We start from the raw sequence: 19,938 nt of genomic DNA, 5'->3' as shown, positions 1-19,938 counted from the left end.
TAGATGTTTGAAGATTTTATTTATGTTCTGACAAAATATGATGTCTGGTTGTGGCGCGGATTCTTGCTGACAGCGCAGCTTTTGGTGATTTCTGTTGCCTTTGGCACCGTTCTGGCCATTCCGCTTGCGGTGGCCCGGGTGTCCAAGAAAGTCTGGATACAGGCCGTTCCCTTTGCGTTCATCTATATGTTCCGCGGCACCCCCCTGATCGGGCAGTTGTTCATGATGTATTACGGGGTCGGTCAGCTGGTTGCCAACATTGATGGCATTCAGGACCATTGGACGTGGACATATCTGCGCGATCCATACTGGTACTGTCTTCTGACATTTGTTCTCAATACCGCGGCCTACGTCGCCGAAATCATGCGCGGTGGCATTCAAAACGTTCCGAGCGGTGAAATCGAAGCAGCACGCGCATGCGGGATGACTCCGTTCACCACCTACCGCCGCATTATTTTCCCGCGTATGTGGCAGATGATCTGGCCTGCCTATACCAATGACGTCATTTTCACCCTTAAAGCCACATCGCTGGCATCGACGGTGACCTTGATTGAATTAACCGGTGCCGCCCGCAAGATTGTTGCCCGCACCGCCCTGCCCTATGAGGCGTTTATTTCCGCTGGTCTGATTTATCTGATCATTGTGTATGTCCTGACACTTGGCTTTAAGATGATCGAGCGGTACTTACGGCGAAGCGAAAAACGTAAGGATAAACTGCCCGGTAAAATCAAACCCATGGGGGTCTGATTTGAATGTTTTTGGTCAACATGTGCTGTCGACAACGCAGTATTGATATCAAAAAATTGTATAGTTTCATCACGTCATATCGTTGCCAACGCAGGACCAGAAAATGCAAGAAGACCGCATTAACCTTGTGCGTCCGCAGATGGGGACATCCAGAGCACTGACCGTGCGCCGCTATGGCAAGGTCGGCAGTGGGCCGAAAGCCTATTTTCAGGCTGCCTTGCATGCCGATGAACTTCCCGGTGTCATTACCCTTCATCACCTTGAAGCCTTGCTTAAAGAAGCCGACGCCAAAGCTGAAATCACCGGCGAAATCGTTATTGTTCCGTTCGCCAACCCAATCGGCTTTACCCAGTATGTCGATATGAAACCACTTGGCCGGTTTGAAATGCGCAGTGGTCAAAACTTTAACCGGCATTATCCGGATTTAAGCCCGGCCCTGATTGAGGCGGCAGCATCCAAGCTGACGCAGGATGCCGATCAGAATGTTGCAATTATTCGTAGCGAATTGCGACGCCTGATTGCCCTGCACCGCAAAGACAGTGCACCGCTAACCGATCTTGTTGATTTGCGTCTGACCCTTGCGGAACTGGCGATTGATGCAGATTATGTGATGGATTTGCATTGTGACTGGGAAGCCCCGATGCATCTTTACATCAGCGATCACAACTGGCCAGATGCGGCTGACCTCTCAGCCCAGATTGGCTCGGAATGCAGTTTGATTGCCGAAATCAGCGGCGACAATCCGTTTGACGAGGCTTTCAGCCGTCCATGGGTCGAGTTGCGCCGGGTCTATGGCGATAAATTCCCCATTCCAATGGCGACCCTTGCCACAACGATTGAGCTTCGCGGCGACCGCGATGTCTATGATGACTATGCCATCAAGGATGCCGACAATCTGTTTAAGTTCCTGCAGCGTCGCGGCCTGATCAAAGGCGATCCGGGAGCGCTTCCTGATGCGAAATGTGATGCCACGCCTCTTTCGGGTGTTGACCGTGTGATGGCACCGCATGGCGGCATGGTGGTTTTTGGCATTGATGCAGGAGCAATCGTCAAGGCGGGTCAAGAACTTGGATATGTTCTTGATTGCGAAACCGGTCAGAGAACCACATTTTCAAGCCGGACCAACGGCGTTCTTTATTCGCGCATTGGCATTCGCCTGATCGTTCCGGGTGGGTATTTGTGTTCTGTCGCTGGCGCAGAACCATTACCGGGCCGCGAAGGGCAACTTTTACTGTCAAAATAATCCATCAGACGGGTCATTGGCAGGTTCTGATTGAAACTGTGTTTTGGGACGGATTGATTGATTGCTTGGCCAAGGTTGGATACCTTTGTCGCCGGTATTCAGTCTCGATTAGACCGTGATTGAAACCGTCTTTCGTCATCATCGTTAAATGGTGATGCACACCAGAATAATTTGCGTTCTACGCGTTGCAAGGATGACCTGATGTTCGACCCGAAAACCGTTCCCGACGTTATTAAAATGGCCGCGAAAAAGGCCGTTTCTGACGCCGAAACCGCGCGTCGCGCCATTTCCGTTCTGGATCTGACCAGCTTGAATGATGACGATACGCCCGAGGTAATTGAGGCCCTGTGCAAACGCGCGCAAACGCCTGCGGGCAATACAGCTGCGGTTTGTGTGTTCTCACCGTTCGTTGAAACGTCATGGCGGGCACTGGGCCAAAGCGGGGTTAAAACCGCGACAGTGGTTAACTTCCCCGAAGGCGGCACCAATGCCCAGCGCGTTGGCGATGAAACAGCCGACTGCGTTGCCAAGGGTGCCGATGAAGTTGATCTGGTTCTTCCCTATAAGGCGTTTCTGTCGGGTGACTTGGCAAGTGTGGTTGATGTTCTTGACGCAACACGCACGGCCTGCGGCCCCATGACCACCATGAAAGTCATCCTTGAAACTGGTGAATTTGATGACTTGTCAAAGATTTATGACGCCGCACGCCTTGCGATCAAACATGGTGCGAATTTTGTCAAAACCTCAACCGGGAAAGTTCCGGTTGGTGCCACACCGGAATCAGCTGTTGCCATGCTGACAGCCATCCGTGATGCGCGCGATGAAGATGGTGCTATTGCTGGTTTCAAGGCATCTGGCGGGGTGAAAACCACCGATGACGCGGTCCTTTATCTTGCAATTGCTGATGAGATCATGGGCGACGGCTGGGCAACACCGCAAACCTTCCGGTTTGGGGCAAGTGGCGTTTTAACCCCCCTGCTGGAAACCTGCGGCCTTGATCAGAACAATGCACCTGCGGCGACTGGCAACTACTAGAAAAAATTACTATCTGCCAGACAGAATAAGACGGCAGAACATGGTTAAAGGACAACATTAATGGCACGTGCCATCATCATCGTGGCAGACAGCTTTGGCATTGGCAGCGCACCGGATGCGGCCAAATTCGGTGATCAGGGTTCTGATACTCTTGGTCATATTGCCGAACATTGTGCACAGGGCCTTGCTGATAACGATCAACGCAGTGGGCCATTGCATATTCCAAACATGGTCGCACTTGGTCTGGGCGAAGCCGCAAAGGACGCCACTGGTCGCGTTCCACCGGGATTGGATCATGGCGGTGCGATCCTTGGGGCGTTTGGCCATGCCAAGGAACTGTCACGCGGCAAAGACACCCCAAGTGGTCATTGGGAAATTGCCGGTGTGCCCGTCGATTTCGATTGGGGCTATTTCCCGCAAACGGTTCCGACGTTTCCAACGGAATTGACCGATGCCTTTATCAAACAGGCAAAGCTGCCCGGGATTCTTGGTAATTGCCATGCATCTGGCACAAACATCATTGCCGATCTTGGTCAGGAACATATCAAAACCGGCATGCCGATTTGCTATACATCGGCCGATAGCGTGTTTCAGATTGCCGCACACGAAGAACATTTCGGTCTTGATCGGCTTTATGACATCTGCGAAATCGCCTTCAAACTGGTCGAGCCGTATAACATTGGCCGTGTGATTGCCCGCCCGTTCATAGGCGAAAGCCCGGCGGATTTCAAACGTACTGCAAACCGTCGTGATTTGGCCATCCCGCCGCACAAACCCACTTTGCTTGATCTGTTCAGCGATGCGGGCGGTACGGTTATTTCGGTTGGCAAAATCGCTGATATCTATGCCCACCGTGGGATTGCGAAAAAGGTCAAGGCATCGGGCAATATGGCCCTGTTTGACGCCATGATGAGTGAAATCGCCGAAGCACCTGATAACAGCATTGTGTTTACCAACCTTGTCGACTTTGACATGGAATTCGGCCATCGTCGCGATGTGCCGGGCTATGCCAATGCACTTGAAGAGTTTGATGTCCGTATCCCGGAATTGCGCAACGCCCTGAAACCGGGTGATCTAGTGATTGTGACGGCAGATCATGGGTGTGATCCGACCTGGCGTGGGAATGATCACACGCGTGAGTTTGTGCCGGTACTGGCCTTTGGTCCTGCAATTGCGCCCGGCCCGTTTGGAATGCGCGAAACCTTTGCGGATATTGGCCAAACGGTCGCCGATCATTTAGGGATTGCGCCGCTTGCAACAGGCACGTCTTTTTTAAACGGATAACGCAATGAATTGGCATGCTGGACAAAACGAAACATCATTGATGCCGATCCGTATCGAGGCAATCGTCGATACGATTTGTCCATGGTGCTACATCGGTAAAAAGCGCCTTGAAAAGGCATTGTCGCGCGAACAGCTTGATAACCTGATTATCAACTGGCGGCCTTTCCTGCTTAACCCGGACATGCCAAATGGCGGCATTGACCGGAAACTTTATCTGTCGGCCAAGTTTGGCGGGGCTGAAAGTGCCACGCGCGTTTATAAGGCCATCGAAACGGCCGGGGCAGCCGTTGGCATTGATTTTAAGTTCGACGACATCAAAATCACACCGGATTCAACAGACTCACATCGCCTGATTTTCAAGGTGTGCTCAGAACGCCCTGCCGTTGGCAATGCCTTGGTCGAGGACCTGTTTGTGGCCTATTTCCTTGAAGGTCAAAACATTGGCGACCTTGATATTCTGGCGGAAATTGCCGTAACACACGGCGAAGACCGAAATGAAATCCTGGATTACCTTGCCGGCGATATGGACCGTGATTTCGTTGGACAGGAAAACCGGGTTGCACATCAGATGGGTGTGACCGGTGTTCCGTGCTTTGTCTTTAACGGTCGTCATGCACTGTCGGGCGCACAGGAACCTGAAATTCTTCAGCGCATGGTGCGGCTTGCCCGACAAGAAGAAACACCCGCATTATAAAGGTGGATCGATAAAGAAAAAAGGCGGAATAACAATTTTTTACCCGCCTTTTCTTTATGTTTTTTCTGCGATATCCGAAAGCCGTTTCATTAAGCGTTTCAGACCTTCCAACCGATCGGTCGGTCCATCCCAACCCGCGGCATAGACGATCTTATGGTCGGGACGCAATCGGGCAACACCGACCTGTTGCTGAATAAAGCCGACCAGTCCGCCCGGATTTGGGAATTCATTGTTACGCAGGGTAATCAATGCCCCTTTTGGCCCGGCATCAAGCTTTTCAATATTGGCAACACGACACCATTGTTTGATGGTCACAACATCCAGAAGGTTCTCCACCTCTTTGGGGAGTTTGCCGAACCGGTCAATCATTTCTGCTGCAAACTGATCGACTTCTTCCCGTGATCGCAATTCAGAAATCCGCCGATACAGCCCCAGACGCACGCCCAAATCAGGCACATAGCGATCCGGGATCAGAACCGGCATACCGATATTGATCTGTGGAATGAAGCTTGCCTCGTCAGAGGCCTCGATCTCACCCTTGGCTTCGGCCACAGCTTCTTCGATCATTTGCTGATAAAGTTCGATCCCGACTTCCTTGATATGGCCGGATTGTTCTTCGCCCAAAAGGTTCCCGGCCCCACGAATATCAAGATCGTGGCTGGCAAGGTTAAAGCCAGCACCCAAGCTATCAAGGGTCTGCATGACCTCAAGCCGCTTAAGCGCTGTTGCGGTCAGTTTCTTGCCATTCGGCAGTGTCAGATAGGCATACGCACGTTGTTTTGACCGCCCAATCCGACCGCGCAGCTGATAAAGCTGAGCCAGACCAAACATATCCGCACGGTGAATGATCATGGTGTTGGCGTTGGGCACATCAATGCCCGATTCAATAATGTTGGTCGCCAGCAACAAATCAAACTTGCGATCGGTAAAGTCGGTCATCACCTGTTCAAGGTCACGTGCACCCATTCGACCATGGGCAACATCAAACTTGATTTCCGGAACAAGCGCTTCGAGTTCCTTGGCAACACGCGAAAGCTCATTGACCCGTGGGCAAACATAAAACACCTGCCCGCCACGATGGCGCTCGCGCAAAATTGCCTCACGGACAACCACCGGATCGTACGGTGTGATGTATGTCCGCACGGCAAGACGGTCTACCGGCGGTGTCGCAATGATCGACAGTTCCTTAACCCCGGTCAGAGCGAGTTGCAGGGTGCGCGGGATAGGTGTAGCCGTCAGGGTCAGAACATGGACGTCAGATTTAAGTTCTTTCAGACGCTCTTTATGTTTAACGCCAAAGTGCTGTTCTTCATCGACGATCAAAAGACCAAGGTCTTTGAAATGAACACCATTGCCAAGCAAAGCATGCGTGCCGCAGACGATATCAACATGTCCGCTTTCAAGGTTGTCCTTGACCAGCTTGGCGTTTTTACCGGTCACAAGACGCGACAGTTGCTCAACACGCACAGGGAGCCCGTCAAAGCGTTCCTTGAAGTTCAGGTAATGTTGACGACACAACAGTGTTGTCGGGGCGACGATGGCAACTTGTTTGCCTGACATCACGGCTGTAAAGGCGGCCCGCATGGCGACCTCGGTCTTGCCAAAGCCGACATCGCCACAGACAAGACGATCCATCGGCTTTCCTGCCGCAAGGTCGTCGAGCGTATCGACAATTGCACGTGCCTGGTCTTCGGTTTCGGCAAAAGGGAACCCGGCACAGAATTCGTCATAGCTGCCTTCAGGCGCGCTGAGTACGGCACTTTTGCGCAAATGACGTTCAGCCGCGACCTTGATCAGTTTGGCCGCCATATCGCGAATACGTTCGCGCAGCTTGGCCTTACGCGCCTGCCAGGCAACGCCGCCCAGCTTATCAAGGATTGAAAGCCCCTCGTCCGAGCCATAGCGCGACAGGACTTCGATATTTTCCACCGGAACGAACAGCTTGTCACCGCCGTCATATTCCAGCTCTAGACAGTCGTGCGGTGCACCACCAGCCGTAACGGTCTTTAGGCCAAGATACCGTCCGATCCCATGTTCAAGATGAACCACAAGATCGCCTTCGGAAATCTCGGAGGCCTCACGCAGGAAATTATCAGCCTTGCGACGGCGCCCACCCGGGCGGCTCATCCGGTCGCCAAGGATATCCTGCTCGGTGACGAACCAAAAACCTTCTCGGCGAAAACCGCGTTCCATATCAAGGATAACAACCGCAACCTGCTCAAATGTCAGATCATCGGTAATGTCTTCCCAGCATTCTGCGGTAACGACTTTACCAACACCATGTTCACGCAAAAGCGAAACCATACGATCACGCGATCCATCAGAATAGGCCGCAATGGCGATCTGGTTTTCTTTGCCACGTTGTTCGGTAATGAAGTCCCGCAACGCTTCGTAAAGGTTGGTATCGGCCCGTGCGCGCACATCACCAAAATCACGCCCTGCACGCGCGCCAATGTCGTAAATCCCGCGTTCGGGATCTTCGGCCTCGTAATAAGGGGAAAATTCAAGGACAACCCGGTCCGACAGCATACGGTCAAATTCGGCCTGATCCAGATACAGCCGTTCGGTTGGTACCGGTTTATAGACGTTGTCGCCCGAAAGTCCACCACCCTTGATGTTCAAGCGCGCCTGATAGTAGTCATCGATCATCTCAAGACGGTTTTCAAGGACTTCGCCGTATTGGTAATCAAGGCTAATGACAGTACCGGGCAGATAGGCGAAAATCGTATCAAGCCCATCATGAAACAGCGGCAACCAATGTTCCATGCCGCCATATTTCAGGCCGTTACTGATCGATTCATACAGCGGATCAGTTTGCGAAACCGCGCCAAACAATTCGCGATAATTGCTGCGAAACCGTGAAATGCTTTCGGGGTCGAGAAACACTTCACCAACCGGCATAAGAGCGATTTCCTTGACCTTGCCAATCGTGCGTTGGCTTTCAACGTCAAAACGCCGGATGCTTTCGATCTCATCGCCAAAGAAATCAAGCCGCACTGGTTCATTCATGCCCGGTGCGAAAATATCGACGATATCACCACGCACGGCATAGTCGCCCGGCTCCATCACCTGTTCCGACCGGTTGTAGCCCATCCGCTCGAAATAAGCGGTCAGTTCCGCGCGGTCATATTCCGCCCCTGCCTTAAAGGCCAGTTTTCCGGCACGCATAACATCAACGCGCGGTACGCGCTGCAGGATCGCAGCCGCCGTTGTCAGGACAATTCGCCCGTGTCCGGCTTTGGGGGCGTCCCCTTCGGCCAAAATGGTCAGTGTTTCCACGCGACGTGCGGTGACTTCCGAAATCGGCGAGACACGGTCATACGGCAGGCAATCCCACGCAGGCAGTGTCAGGACTTCCACCTCACCAGCGAAAAAGCGTAATGCTTCTGCCAGCTGCGCCATGCGTTTGTCATCGCTTACAACATGCAAGATCGTGCTGTTCGATGCCTTGGCATCAAGCAGTTCACGCAAAACAAGTGCGTCCGCACCTTCGGGGACACCACCAACGCGTTTTCGGCCTTTGGATGATAAGATTTCTTTGATTTTTTTCAATGTTTTATCAGGCGTTGCTCAAATCCTGAATCATATGCAGCACATCGGTATCATACTCCGCCGGTGCTGCTTCCTTACGCGTCGCCCATTTGAAAAAATCAGCATCGGGAACGTCCACAATCAGGGCTTCAAATGTATCAAGCTGTTCTGCGGTCAACGTCGCAAGATGCTCGTCCATAAAGCGACCGATCAGGATATCGTTTTCCTTGGTACCACGATGACCACCACGGAACAGCAGCTTCTTGCGCCGCATTTCAAGTTCCGAAATGTTATCTGTCATAATCGATCTCCTGACTTAATTCTGCACAGCAGCCTTTTGCACGGCGCTATATGATATTCTGTGGCATGGTTTGTACGGTAAAATACGCTTTTGGTCCATGCCGTGATCAGGTGATTTTGCATCAAAGGGTGACTTGATGGTTGTTGCGCGATAATTTTGTTGTATACCCGTCCGGTAAACCTATTTGTTCTATTAACGTTCTCGTCGAAAGTTGCAACGAAAACCGACATGCGCCCGGAAATTTTATTCCCGCTTTTTGCCGAAATCGAAACCCTGCCCGGTATCGGGCCGCGGTTAAAGCCACTGGTCGTGCGCTTGATCGGTGGTGAACATGTTGCCGATTTACTCTGGCACCTGCCATCGGGGATCATTGACCGTCGTTTTTCGCCACCACTTGATGAAACAATCGATGGTTCGGTTGTGACCATGGATGTCTGGGTCGAACGCCACGAGCCATCCCCAAACCGGCGCCGGCCCTATCGCGTGATTTGCAAAACGCTCAGCGGTACTCTGGTCCTGTCATTTTTTAATGCGCGGGCCAAATACCTCAATGATGTGCTTCCCGTCGGGGAAAAGCGCATCGTGTCGGGCAAGGTCGATCATTATCGTAACGAATATCAGATCACCCACCCCGATCGGATTGGCACAGAAGCCGAGCGCGCGGAAATTCAAACCGTCGAGCCGGTCTATCCGATGTCTGCCGGTGTGACGGGCAAAACCCTGACCAAGGCAATGCGTGCCGCCCTTCAATTGGTTCCAGAACTTCCGGAATGGCACGACCCGGCATTGGTTGCGCGTCATAAATGGCCTGATCTCGCCAGTGCGCTTCGCACAATTCATAACCCCGAAGACGCCGCTGATCTATCGCCTGATCATCCGGCCCGCCAACGGCTTGCCTATGACGAATTGCTCGCCAATCAACTGGCCTTGTCGCTGATCCGGGCAAAAATGCGCAAGCTTGGTGGGCGCGTGACCAATGGTGCGGGTGATTTGCGACAAAAGCTTGCCGCGAACCTGCCCTTTGCCATGACAGGCGCACAACAACGTGCACTGGCCGATATCTATGACGATATGGCCAGTGAAGGCCGGATGTTGCGCCTTTTGCAAGGCGATGTTGGTTCGGGCAAGACCGTTGTTGCGCTGATGGCCATGCTCAATGCTGTGGAATGCGGCCGCCAAGCAGCCATAATGGCACCGACCGAAATCCTGGCCCGTCAGCACTTTGAAACGATAGGTCCATTACTCGAACAAATCGGGATTAAATGTGCGATCCTAACCGGGCGTGACAAGGGTAAAGCCCGCAAGGCAACTCTTGAAGGGTTTGCCAATGGTGATGTGCAGATTGCCGTCGGTACCCACGCGCTATTTCAGGATGATGTTGTTTTTTCTGACCTTGCATTTGCCGTTGTAGATGAACAGCACCGATTTGGCGTTCATCAACGTTTGATGCTGGCTGGCAAAGGCCAAGCTGTCGATGTTCTGGTCATGACCGCGACCCCGATCCCACGCACCCTGACCTTGACCGCATTTGGCGATATGGAAGTATCGCGGCTTGATGAAAAGCCACCGGGACGAAAACCGGTAGATACCCGCGTTTTGCCGATTGATAAGGTCGATGACGTCATTTCGGGCATAGGGCGCGCTATGCGCACAGGCACCAAAATCTATTGGGTCTGCCCGTTGGTCGAAGATTCAGAAATTCTCGACCTTCAGGCTGCCGAGGAACGCTATCGCATCTTGGTTGAGTTGTTCGGTGACGCCCGCGTCGGGCTTGTGCATGGCAAAATGAAGGCTAAGGAAAAAGATGAAGTCATGGAGCGCTTTGCCCATGGCGATACATCGGTCCTTGTTGCGACCACCGTTATTGAAGTCGGCGTCAATGTACCTGATGCCACCATCATGGTGATTGAGCACTCCGAACGATTTGGCCTGGCCCAGCTTCATCAGTTGCGCGGGCGTATTGGTCGTGGGGATGCGGCGTCCACCTGCCTGCTGCTTTATGGCAGCCCGTTGGGACAGGTTTCCAAGGCGCGCCTTAAGATCATGCGCGAAACAGAGGACGGCTTTATCATCGCCGAAGAAGACTTGAAACTTCGCGGTGCGGGCGAAGTTCTTGGTACGCGTCAAAGCGGACTTCAGGAATATCGCTTGGCCAATCTGGAGTTACACGGCGATTTATTGGCAATTGCCCGCGATGATGCCCGTCTGATTGTGGATCGTGATCCAGATTTACAAAAAACACGTGGCGAAGCGTTACGTTTGTTGCTGTATCTGTTCGAACGCGATGAGGCCGTGCGATACTTCCGGTCCGGATAAAAAGACGCCGCGAGTAAGAACCGTATAGACAGACACAACAAAGGACGCAGCCAGCTTGGCATGCGCCCTTGTTTTAACTGTTAGTCACCGGCAACGGCCAAGTGATCACGCGTCTTCGCGATGTTTGTCATCTTCGCCCTGCCCGGCCTTCCCGGTATCTTCGGTACTATCGGACTTTTGACGGGGGGCAATGTCACGCGAAACCAAAATGGGGCTGTTTTCTTTTTCGCGCAGCACATCAAGGTCTTCGTAGGTTTTCGACGAAACCCGCGGCTGTTTCTGTTCTTCGGGCGAACGGCGATCCGGTGGGGTTACAATACCGCCAGACATCACCATCTTGATGGCCTCTTCGACCGACATATCAAGAATGACGACATCCTGACGCGGCACAAACAACAGGAAACCCGATGTCGGATTTGGCGTTGTCGGCAAAAAGATGTTGATGACCGTATCTTCGGTAAGGTGTTGAACCTCGCCCTTGGTTTCACCAGTAATGAACCCAATCGCCCACATGCCGCGGCGTGGATACTCAAGCAACACCGCCTGGCGGAATGCATTGGACTGATTGGCCAGAACCGTTTCAAGAATTTGTTTGATCGCACCATAGATGCTGCGCACTGCCGGAATACGGCCCAGAATGCGCTCATACAGCTTAATCAAAGCACGACCGGCAAAGTTGGTGGTAAACCAGCCAACCATGGTGATGAACACCAGCATAACCAGAAGACCAAATCCCGGAATACCGTATTCCTGGTAGCCGTCAGGAAGATATGCTTCGGGATTGTAATGTGCCGGGATCAGCGGCATCACCTTGCTGTCGACAAACTCAATAAACCACCAAGCCAGTCCAAAGGTAATCGCAAGTGGTGTACTGATCAGAACACCGGTCAGGAAATAGGCGCGCACACGCGCAAAGAAACCCGGGCTCGGCAGTGCGGAGCCGTGCTTGTCCGCGTCATGTTTATCGTCGCGCTTGGCGTTCATTGGTCACCTGTGCTGATAAGCCGCATTAGAATACCCAAACCGTAAGAATAGCTTTTGGCATTCACCATTTATCAGTATGAATATGGTACTACTGCGACATTGGATCAGGGATAACTCCCTATTTTTAAGTGATACCAGCATTCAAGATTGCGGTGCAACCAAACAAACAGCAAATCATCAAATAGCAGCCCGATGGAGTTATTTTGAAGGTCTGGATTGTCGAATACATATACGACGACAATGGGTCAGTCGGCATCAAAACATCCAAAGTACGCGCACCTGACTATGAAACAGCGCGTCAATTTGCGGTTGGAGATGCCCCGGCGGTTGATTTTGTCATGTCGTTGCGTCCTGAATCAGAAGAACAGTTTTTGGGCACCCCAACCATTCGCGCCCGCGAAATGACCGGGAAAATCGTTCACGAGGTCCCCGACCCCGATGATGATCTTGAAGACGATGAAGACGATGAAGACGATGAAGACGATGTCTGACCCCGATGTTCGTACATTCCTGCCGCGCCCCATCATCGGTGTCGGGGCTGTGGTCTGGCATGACGATCATGTCTTGCTGATCAAACGGGGCAAAGAACCCAACATTGGTAGCTGGAGCCTTCCTGGCGGGGCTCAGGAACTTGGCGAAACGCTTGAACAAGCGGTCAGGCGTGAAATTCTTGAAGAAACTGGCATCGAAATATCCCCCCCGGTTCTTGTCGACACGGTGGACCTGATTTCACCCGCACCGGATGGCATCATCCAGTATCATTATACCCTGATTGATTTTACTGCCGAGGCCGTTGGTGCGGATTTATGTGCCGGCGGAGATGCCGCCGACGCGCAATGGGCCGATGCAACAAGACTTGCCCCGTATAAGCTTTGGAACAAGACGATTGAAATGATCGAAAAGGCAAGACGTGTTCGCGGTAATGCGCAGCCGCGCTAAAGGCTCACGTCATGAGACCATAATGCGCCCGACCAAAGCGACCTGTGCTGATACCAGCAATGCCCCTATTCCTCATACAAAAAGGCGACACCCATTGGATGTCGCCTGATTTTGTCGGATGATTGAACTGATCACGCTGCGGCGTGTTGGCTCAGAACGCTTTCCTGAATTTTCTTAAAGGCACGGGCCTCAAGCTGGCGGACACGTTCACGGCTAACACCGAAACGTTCGCCGAGTTTCTCAAGCGTAATCGGATCGTCGCTGAGGAAACGGGCTTTGATGATTTCCTGTTCACGTTCCGGGAGTTCACCCATCGCGTTTTTCAGCATACCATTATTAAGCACGCGTTCTTCTTCGTTTCCGACCAAGGCTTCCGGGCTTGGCGCATCCGATGACAGGGTATCGAGATACTCCATGCCTTCGTCTTTGGGCATCGGCGTATTGAGCGAGAAATCACGCGCCGCAAGACGGCGGTTCATATCAAGCGCTTCACGATCCGTAACGCCAAGGCGTTCGGCAACCTGAGATGCCTGTTCTGGCGACAATTCACCATTGTCATAGATGTTAAGCTGACGTTTGGCTTTGCGCAGGCTGAAGAACAGCTTTTTCTGTGCAGCCATCGTGCCAAGCTTAACCATCGACCAGCTTTGCAGGACGTATTCAGTTACGGCAGCACGGATCCACCACATCGCATAAGTCGACAGGCGGAAACCACGTTCCGGGTCAAATTTCTGAACCGCACGCATCAGGCCGGTATTGCCCTCTGCCACAAGATCAGCCATCGGCAGGCCATAGCCGCGATACCCGAATGCGATTTTGGCAACAAGGCGTAAGTGACTGGTGACAAGCTTGTGCGCAGCAGCAGTATCGTCATGATCCTGATAACGGTGCGCAAGCATGTATTCTTCGTCCACGGTCAGCATTGGAAACTTCCAAACTTCGCGGAGATATCCCGAGAAACCATCTTCCTGGGAAACAGCTGGTAATTTAATGGCGCTCATTTTCTGTCCTCCTGAGAGGTTAACGCGTCGACACCTGTATATGCATACGGAGCCAGTCAGAATTTAGATGACGCGCAAACACTGTCGTTTGTGAACTTATTCACGTGGATGACCGGATTAAGACCAAGAAGGCCAAAGTCGTCCGGTCGCATTTTCATCCCATTGAAAGGTCTATGGGAGAGGACAGCTGATGCGAAAAGAGTCTGTATTCATGGTGTCTCATCCTTACTTGAAGCAAATCGACAATTTCATTGTCCGCCAATAGGCCGGACTTCGATCCGGCGGTGCCTTTGGGCCCCCACCCGCACAATTAATATATCTAAACCCGACCAAATCCGTCAAGAACTTCTGACCAGCGTTTCAGTTATATTAATCACTCGATATCAGCGTTTTAATTTCTATACCCGACTTTTCCTGTCGGGAATGAAAAGCGCCAATAACTCACGGTATAAACGATATAAGGCGAAACAAAGGCAAACGACCCAAATTGCGCAGCAGAGTTGACCATCAGTCACGTACTAGGGTTTCCAACGATCCTGACACAGAAAATGTTCCCCCCGAGCTGGAAATCACTACGATGGCGCGATACCATTATGTTCGCCCGCAAACGATCAAGACCGGAAGCCAAACCATGCCCGATTCCTCAGAAACAGACCTTTGCCCGTGCGGCAGCTCACGCAGATTTGATCACTGCTGCGGTCGGTTTCTATCCGGCGCAGATTATCCGAGCACAGCGGAAGAATTGATGCGATCCCGCTATTGTGCCTTTGTTCTGCGCAATGGCGCCTATTTGTCCGATACCATCGCCGCTGAAAAGCGCGGTGCGTTCGATGCAAAAAGCATTGAACACGATCAAACTGATTGGATCGGGCTTGAGATCATTGACCGCAAAGCAGGTGGATTGCTCGATCAGACGGGACAGGTCGAATTCATTGCCCGATTTAATGAAAACGGGCAGCACCATCACCTCCATGAACGGTCAAACTTTGAACGCCGTGCCGGTAAATGGGTGTATGTCGATGGTGATTTCCCAAATGCGAATGGTATCAAACCGAGCGCAGCGCCCCATCGGGCCGGACGTAATGATCCCTGCCCGTGTGGATCTGGCAAGAAATTTAAAAAATGCTGTGGATAAATATACACTGGCTGAGAAACTGAGGGTTCGTCAGCTTTTCCCGACGACTTCGAGTGCCCATTGGTGAAATAGCCTTATAAGCTGGCTGTGCGCGTCGTGATAGGACAGCCAAATCAGTTCATGATCATCTTCAAGTGGCGGCCCAATACGTTCGACCATTTCACATTGAAAAAACGTCGCGCGCTTTAGTCGGTAACGGCCCTTGCCGGGATTATTAATATACTGGGATGCAAAGCCAATCCGGGACAGGATCCGAACCCGATAGCCAGATTCTTCATAGGCTTCACGGTGAAGGGCATCACGTTCGCTTTCGCCCGGCTCAACCCCGCCACCAATCAGGACCACACCCTTTGGCGTTTTGGCCACGGCAACCCTGCCCTGATCATCCTTGATGACCGCATAGGCACAATCCTGGACTGTGTAACTTTGCCCCATGCGCGGGGTTCCAAATATCGGAGCGACCAAAATGGGCAACCTTGCCTTCGACCTGTGGGTGCGAACCCTGCTGCGCAGGATCGTATAATTGTTTTATATCGCAATAGCGCGATCAAGCATTCCTTGGCAACGAGTGACATCAAACCGCAATGACGTTTCTCGTGCATTATCGAAATACGAATGTAATTCCGCGTCGCTTGCCGGGGTTACACACGCCCCACATTCAGCGACAAGTTTTTCATGGTATGGCGTCGGTAGCTCAAGCGCCTTGCGTTTGTTCCTGAACAGGAATTTCTCGGATAATGCAAAATCATACTGCATGTTGCGGTACAAAATTGTCTGGTAGTTCGCATGCAGGCCGATATTCCCGTCTGGCGTAATCAGGAATAACGGAAACATCACGGCAAGATCCGGAAACACGCGATTTGGGTAAACCTGCCCTTTCCAGTATTTCTCAGCCAAATCCGTGTAGCCATCATAATCGTTAATCGGAAACACTCTGGCTTTGGAAAGTGGCAATATTTCCACTTTATCCTTGCGGATGTCGACCGTGTCATTTGAGACATCGACATATAGACTGCCAAACTGAAAAGCGTTCTGAAAATACTGATTTCGCAGATTACCCCAGACACGTTTTGCCAAGCCACCGTTGCGTACAAAGTCACGTATTGCAACTAGTCCGGGACTTGTTGCAGAATCAACCTTTTGCTCAAGAAGGCTTTTAACCCCAAGGGTGATTTCCTGACAAAACCCTTCCGGGTACGATTTGCCGCCCTTGTTGAGCGACACATCAAAACTTTGGTCATACTGCTGGCGCAGCAAAAGCATATCGTTATGCAATTCCTTGATCCGCGGCAGAAGGTATTTCTTGGTTAATTTGACCTGCTTGAAATTGACGGGTGATATCTGTTCGTCTTCTGCCCGTGCGGTGATGTCTTCAAGCGTAAGCTTTTGAGGTGTCGTCATTATGTGATCTTCTTATTCCAACGTTGGATCGCATTAAAATGGCATTGGATCGGCATAAAGAAAACACCCCAAAACACAGATCGCGTTTTGGGGTGCCTGAAAAATAACTTTGGAGTCTGACTTAGAACGGAATTTCGTCATCAAGGTCCGGGGCGCCAGTCGGGGCAGAACCGCCACCAGAGGACGAACCACCGTTGCCCCAACCTGCGTCAGAACCGCCGCCACCGAAGTTGCCGCCGTTGTCCTGTCCGCCGCCGCCATAGCCGCCGCCAGACGACGATCCACTACCCATTCCGCCACCTTCACCGCCACGACTATCAAGCATGGTCAGGTTGGAGTTGAAGCCTTCCAGGACAATTTCAGTGGTGTAATTGTCTTTGCCGTCCTGCCCCTGCCATTTGCGGGTCCGAAGAACGCCTTCGATGTAAAGCTTGCTGCCTTTTTTAACAAAGCGCTCCACGACATCTGCAAGACCTTCGTTGAACACAACAATACGGTGCCATTCGGTACGCTCGCGACGCTCACCAGACTGACGATCTCGCCACTGTTCGGAGGTCGCAATACTGAAATTGGCGATTTTCTTGCCAGCCTGGGTGAACCGAATTTCAGGGTCGCGGCCGAGGTTTCCGACGAGAATGACTTTATTGACACTGCCAGCCATGGGTTATCTTCCAAAGTTTGTGTTTGTCCGTGGCCCTGTATGCACAGGACTTGTGAGTTATCATTGCGCAAAAATGCGCTGCATTAAAGTTTCAAGTTCGACGCGGTCTATTTCATCAAATGAATTGAGTTCGACACTATCGACGTCGAGCACAGCAATCAACTGCCCATCCGCATTAACAACCGGCACGACGATTTCCGAATTGGACCGACTGTCGCACGCGATGTGTCCCGGAAAGGCATGCACATCGGCAACCAATTGCGTTTCGAGCGTTGACGCGGCTGTCCCACAGACACCACGCCCAATCGGGATGCGTAAACAGCCAAGCGTGCCTTGATACGGCCCGACAACCAGTTCATTTTGTTTATTGGGATCAACAACATAAAATCCCGTCCAAAAGTAATAGTCGAACTTTTCGGACAAGATGCAAGACACTGTTGCCATCAACGCAGTGACGTTTGTTTCGCCTTCGGTGATGCTAACCAGTTCTTTTGTCGCCTCTTCATAAAGCGCCTTTTTCTGATCTGCCTGCATGATGGTCTCCTGAATTCTGAGAGACTACGAACTACCCGCTCGTCAGGCTTGAGACAAGGTTAAATTGATCCATATCCCAAAACAAAAGCACCCCCGACGACAGATCATCGCCGGGGGTTCATCAGGCACAAATTAGATATGTTCAAATACGCTTGCCGGTTTCGGAGTCAAACAGATGGATCATGTCTGGGGTAATGGACAACGTAAGCACCGTGCCCTTGGCGAACTGATGCGTTCCCTGAACACGCAATGTCACGTTTTCATTCCCGATGCCAAAATCAAGATACACAAGCGTTTCCGCACCAAGCGATTCGACCATCCGCACAGAGGCGCTTACCGGCCCGGCATCATCGCCACACAGGCGGAAATGCTCGGGACGAATGCCAACCGTCACATTGCGTCCGGCCTCGACATCGTGATCAAGGTCAAGTTTGACCTTATCACCGACAACAACATGCGTGCGATCATCTGATACTTTGCCGGGCAGGAAATTCATCGCAGGTGACCCGATGAAGCCCGCAACAAACAGGGTTTCGGGCTTTTCGTAAATATCGATCGGGCTTCCGATCTGTTCGGCAACACCCCCATTCATGACGATCAGGCGATCCGCCAGTGTCATGGCCTCGACCTGATCGTGGGTTACGTAAACCGATGTAATCCCAAGGCGTTGCTGAAGATTTTTGATTTCAAGGCGCATATCAACGCGCAGTTTGGCATCAAGGTTGGACAATGGTTCGTCAAACAGGAAAACCTTTGGTTGCCGGACAATGGCACGCCCCATAGCCACACGCTGGCGCTGGCCACCCGAAAGCTGGCTTGGTTTACGCTCAAGATGGTCTTCAAGTTGCAGGATGCGCGCAGCTTCACGCACTTTGCTGTCGATTTCCGACTTGCTATGGCCCCGGTTGCGAAGACCATAGGCCATGTTGTTGTAATTGCTCATGTGTGGATAGAGCGCATAGTTCTGGAAAACCATCGCGATATCGCGATCGGCTGGCGCAACCTTGTTGACGACCTTGTCATCAATGCTGATCTCGCCGTCCGAAATGCTTTCAAGACCGGCAATCATGCGCAGCAAGGTGGACTTGCCACATCCTGACGGCCCGACAAGTACAGTAAATTCACCGTGCTGAATCTCAAGATTAATCCCATGGATCGCCTTGTAGCCATTCGCGTAAGTTTTTTCGGCCTGATTAAGTGTAACAGTTGCCATCGTAGTATCCTGTATGCGGACAAGTTATTTTCAATTCTGAGGATCAAGGGAGACAGAGCTTATTTTTCTGTCTCGACCAGACCTTTGACGAACATGCGTTGAAAGACCACCACCACCAGAACCGGCGGAATGGTTGCCATGATTGTCAGTGCGAATGCCTTGGGGAATTGCGGAATCTGCCCGCCTTCATAAAGCGAGTTATAGACCTGCTTGATCCCGATCACGATGGTGTAAAGCTGATCATCGGTGGTCATCAAAAGCGGCCAGAGATACTGGTTCCACCCAACAACGAACATGATGATAAAGATCGCCGCAATCATCGTGACCGATAACGGCACAAGAATATCGATGAAAAATCGAATGGGCCCTGCTCCATCCAAACGGGCTGCTTCAAGCAACTCATCTGGCACCGAACGGTAAAATTGCCGGAAGAAAAATGTCCCGGTTGCTGACGCAATCAACGGCAATATCAATCCCGTATAGGTGTTCAGCAAACCAAGGCTTGCGACGACTTCATATGACGGTACGATACGCACTTCGAGCGGCAATAAAAGGGTTGAGAAAACCACCCAAAACAGCGGAACAGCGAGCTTAAAGCGGAAGTAAACAATGGCATAAGCCGCCATCATCGAGATGATGACCTTGCCAATGGCAAAGCCAAGGCCAAGCACCATGCTGTTAAACAGCATCTCAAGGGCGGTCACCCTGCCCTTTGTTGCTGAGGGATCAAACAGGATTGCACCATAGTTTTCAAAAAAGTGCTCCCCCGGCCAAAACTGTAATCCGTTTTGAAAAACAAATTCACGGGTGTGGGTGGAAGACGCAAACGCAATCCAGACGGGCATGATCATAAAGAGCGCGCCGAGGATCAAAATTGCGTGGTTGGTAAATATACGCCATTTCGACTGATACATGACGG

General features: G+C 51.8%; 19 protein-coding genes. 9 read left to right on the top strand and 10 right to left on the bottom strand.

Annotated features, from left to right (window positions below):
- Positions 1-3 precede the first annotated feature (3 nt).
- From AMM48_RS01885 to AMM48_RS01865, 5 genes are all read left to right on the top strand, one after another.
- The gene (locus AMM48_RS01885; RefSeq protein ID WP_102782715.1) at positions 4-747 is read left to right on the top strand and encodes an ABC transporter permease subunit; all 744 of its coding nucleotides are present in this window, start codon (positions 4-6) and stop codon (positions 745-747) included.
- A gap of 103 nt (positions 748-850) precedes the next feature.
- Positions 851-1,990, top strand: a complete 1,140-nt coding sequence (locus AMM48_RS01880; RefSeq protein ID WP_102782714.1) for a succinylglutamate desuccinylase/aspartoacylase family protein — start codon at positions 851-853, stop codon at positions 1,988-1,990.
- A 201-nt stretch (positions 1,991-2,191) separates the two neighbouring features.
- A complete protein-coding gene (gene deoC, locus AMM48_RS01875) occupies positions 2,192-3,025 on the top strand; it encodes a deoxyribose-phosphate aldolase (RefSeq protein ID WP_102782713.1) in 834 nt (277 codons plus the stop codon).
- 60 nt (positions 3,026-3,085) lie between these two features.
- Positions 3,086-4,309: a phosphopentomutase gene (locus tag AMM48_RS01870; RefSeq protein ID WP_102782712.1), complete on the top strand. Its 1,224-nt coding sequence runs from the start codon at positions 3,086-3,088 to the stop codon at positions 4,307-4,309.
- 4 nt (positions 4,310-4,313) lie between these two features.
- Complete coding sequence (locus AMM48_RS01865) at positions 4,314-5,003, top strand: DsbA family oxidoreductase (RefSeq protein WP_102782711.1); 690 nt, start codon at positions 4,314-4,316, stop codon at positions 5,001-5,003.
- 54 nt (positions 5,004-5,057) lie between these two features.
- On the opposite strand, the gene mfd is transcribed toward AMM48_RS01865, so the two are convergent.
- Positions 5,058-8,555, bottom strand: coding sequence for a transcription-repair coupling factor (mfd, locus tag AMM48_RS01860; RefSeq protein ID WP_102782710.1), 3,498 nt, complete (start codon positions 8,553-8,555; stop codon positions 5,058-5,060).
- Between the two features lie 7 nt (positions 8,556-8,562).
- Positions 8,563-8,835: a succinate dehydrogenase assembly factor 2 gene (locus tag AMM48_RS01855; RefSeq protein ID WP_022730814.1), complete on the bottom strand. Its 273-nt coding sequence runs from the start codon at positions 8,833-8,835 to the stop codon at positions 8,563-8,565.
- Positions 8,836-9,063: 228 nt separating this feature from the next.
- Here AMM48_RS01855 and recG point away from each other — a divergent pair, with 228 nt between their 5' ends.
- Complete coding sequence (gene recG / locus AMM48_RS01850) at positions 9,064-11,151, top strand: ATP-dependent DNA helicase RecG (protein WP_102782709.1); 2,088 nt, start codon at positions 9,064-9,066, stop codon at positions 11,149-11,151.
- Positions 11,152-11,256: 105 nt separating this feature from the next.
- On the opposite strand, the gene AMM48_RS01845 is transcribed toward recG, so the two are convergent.
- Entirely contained in the window at positions 11,257-12,135 is an 879-nt protein-coding gene (locus AMM48_RS01845) for a DUF502 domain-containing protein (protein WP_102782708.1), read from the bottom strand.
- Between the two features lie 203 nt (positions 12,136-12,338).
- Between AMM48_RS01845 and AMM48_RS01840 the strand changes: the two genes are divergently transcribed.
- Together AMM48_RS01840 and AMM48_RS01835 are read left to right on the top strand one after the other, a co-directional pair.
- Complete coding sequence (locus tag AMM48_RS01840) at positions 12,339-12,626, top strand: hypothetical protein (RefSeq protein WP_102782707.1); 288 nt, start codon at positions 12,339-12,341, stop codon at positions 12,624-12,626.
- Positions 12,610-13,074 carry an NUDIX hydrolase gene (locus AMM48_RS01835; RefSeq protein WP_102782706.1) on the top strand — a complete coding sequence of 155 codons (465 nt, stop codon included), beginning with the start codon at positions 12,610-12,612 and terminating at the stop codon, positions 13,072-13,074. The genes AMM48_RS01840 and AMM48_RS01835 overlap by 17 nt, the downstream gene beginning before the upstream one ends.
- A 131-nt stretch (positions 13,075-13,205) precedes the next feature.
- Here the strand turns inward: AMM48_RS01835 and rpoH are convergent, their stop codons facing one another.
- Entirely contained in the window at positions 13,206-14,075 is an 870-nt protein-coding gene (rpoH, locus tag AMM48_RS01830) for an RNA polymerase sigma factor RpoH (protein WP_022730809.1), read from the bottom strand.
- Positions 14,076-14,652: 577 nt separating this feature from the next.
- Here rpoH and AMM48_RS01825 point away from each other — a divergent pair.
- Complete coding sequence (locus AMM48_RS01825) at positions 14,653-15,210, top strand: YchJ family metal-binding protein (RefSeq protein ID WP_347876269.1); 558 nt, start codon at positions 14,653-14,655, stop codon at positions 15,208-15,210.
- A gap of 30 nt (positions 15,211-15,240) precedes the next feature.
- Here the strand turns inward: AMM48_RS01825 and AMM48_RS01820 are convergent, their stop codons facing one another.
- The 6 genes from AMM48_RS01820 to ugpE all read right to left on the bottom strand — a co-directional run bounded on the left by AMM48_RS01820 (position 15,241) and on the right by ugpE (position 19,933).
- Complete coding sequence (locus AMM48_RS01820; RefSeq protein ID WP_244271088.1) at positions 15,241-15,645, bottom strand: NUDIX domain-containing protein; 405 nt, start codon at positions 15,643-15,645, stop codon at positions 15,241-15,243.
- 93 nt (positions 15,646-15,738) lie between these two features.
- A complete protein-coding gene (locus AMM48_RS01815; RefSeq protein ID WP_102782705.1) occupies positions 15,739-16,611 on the bottom strand; it encodes a hypothetical protein in 873 nt (290 codons plus the stop codon).
- 121 nt (positions 16,612-16,732) lie between these two features.
- A complete protein-coding gene (ssb, locus tag AMM48_RS01810; protein WP_102782704.1) occupies positions 16,733-17,272 on the bottom strand; it encodes a single-stranded DNA-binding protein in 540 nt (179 codons plus the stop codon).
- Between the two features lie 60 nt (positions 17,273-17,332).
- Positions 17,333-17,806 carry a GAF domain-containing protein gene (locus AMM48_RS01805; RefSeq protein ID WP_102782703.1) on the bottom strand — a complete coding sequence of 158 codons (474 nt, stop codon included), beginning with the start codon at positions 17,804-17,806 and terminating at the stop codon, positions 17,333-17,335.
- Between the two features lie 142 nt (positions 17,807-17,948).
- Complete coding sequence (locus tag AMM48_RS01800) at positions 17,949-19,019, bottom strand: sn-glycerol-3-phosphate import ATP-binding protein UgpC (protein ID WP_102782702.1); 1,071 nt, start codon at positions 19,017-19,019, stop codon at positions 17,949-17,951.
- 59 nt (positions 19,020-19,078) lie between these two features.
- The gene (gene ugpE, locus AMM48_RS01795; RefSeq protein ID WP_102782701.1) at positions 19,079-19,933 is read right to left on the bottom strand and encodes a sn-glycerol-3-phosphate ABC transporter permease UgpE; all 855 of its coding nucleotides are present in this window, start codon (positions 19,931-19,933) and stop codon (positions 19,079-19,081) included.
- Between the last annotated feature and the right edge of the window lie 5 nt (positions 19,934-19,938).

Origin of the sequence: Thalassospira sp. GB04J01 (assembly GCF_000751115.1) — a bacterium.
Classification (GTDB): Bacteria; Pseudomonadota; Alphaproteobacteria; order Rhodospirillales; family Thalassospiraceae; genus Thalassospira; species Thalassospira lucentensis.
This window is presented reverse-complemented; position numbering and strand designations above follow the sequence as displayed.

Excerpts from the sequence above, each read along its gene's own strand:
- AMM48_RS01885 (WP_102782715.1), top strand. The coding sequence starts at position 4 with ATGTTTGAAGATTTTATTTATGTTCTGACAAAATATGATGTCTGGTTG.
- AMM48_RS01880 (WP_102782714.1), top strand. The coding sequence starts at position 851 with ATGCAAGAAGACCGCATTAACCTTGTGCGTCCGCAGATGGGGACATCC.
- deoC (WP_102782713.1), top strand. The coding sequence starts at position 2,192 with ATGTTCGACCCGAAAACCGTTCCCGACGTTATTAAAATGGCCGCGAAA.
- AMM48_RS01870 (WP_102782712.1), top strand. The coding sequence starts at position 3,086 with ATGGCACGTGCCATCATCATCGTGGCAGACAGCTTTGGCATTGGCAGC.
- AMM48_RS01865 (WP_102782711.1), top strand. The coding sequence starts at position 4,314 with ATGAATTGGCATGCTGGACAAAACGAAACATCATTGATGCCGATCCGT.
- AMM48_RS01855 (WP_022730814.1), bottom strand. The coding sequence starts at position 8,835 with ATGACAGATAACATTTCGGAACTTGAAATGCGGCGCAAGAAGCTGCTG.
- recG (WP_102782709.1), top strand. The coding sequence starts at position 9,064 with ATGCGCCCGGAAATTTTATTCCCGCTTTTTGCCGAAATCGAAACCCTG.
- AMM48_RS01845 (WP_102782708.1), bottom strand. The coding sequence starts at position 12,135 with ATGAACGCCAAGCGCGACGATAAACATGACGCGGACAAGCACGGCTCC.
- AMM48_RS01835 (WP_102782706.1), top strand. The coding sequence starts at position 12,610 with ATGAAGACGATGTCTGACCCCGATGTTCGTACATTCCTGCCGCGCCCC.
- rpoH (WP_022730809.1), bottom strand. The coding sequence starts at position 14,075 with ATGAGCGCCATTAAATTACCAGCTGTTTCCCAGGAAGATGGTTTCTCG.
- AMM48_RS01825 (WP_347876269.1), top strand. The coding sequence starts at position 14,653 with ATGGCGCGATACCATTATGTTCGCCCGCAAACGATCAAGACCGGAAGC.
- AMM48_RS01820 (WP_244271088.1), bottom strand. The coding sequence starts at position 15,645 with ATGGGGCAAAGTTACACAGTCCAGGATTGTGCCTATGCGGTCATCAAG.
- AMM48_RS01815 (WP_102782705.1), bottom strand. The coding sequence starts at position 16,611 with ATGACGACACCTCAAAAGCTTACGCTTGAAGACATCACCGCACGGGCA.
- ssb (WP_102782704.1), bottom strand. The coding sequence starts at position 17,272 with ATGGCTGGCAGTGTCAATAAAGTCATTCTCGTCGGAAACCTCGGCCGC.
- AMM48_RS01805 (WP_102782703.1), bottom strand. The coding sequence starts at position 17,806 with ATGCAGGCAGATCAGAAAAAGGCGCTTTATGAAGAGGCGACAAAAGAA.
- AMM48_RS01800 (WP_102782702.1), bottom strand. The coding sequence starts at position 19,019 with ATGGCAACTGTTACACTTAATCAGGCCGAAAAAACTTACGCGAATGGC.
- ugpE (WP_102782701.1), bottom strand. The coding sequence starts at position 19,933 with ATGTATCAGTCGAAATGGCGTATATTTACCAACCACGCAATTTTGATC.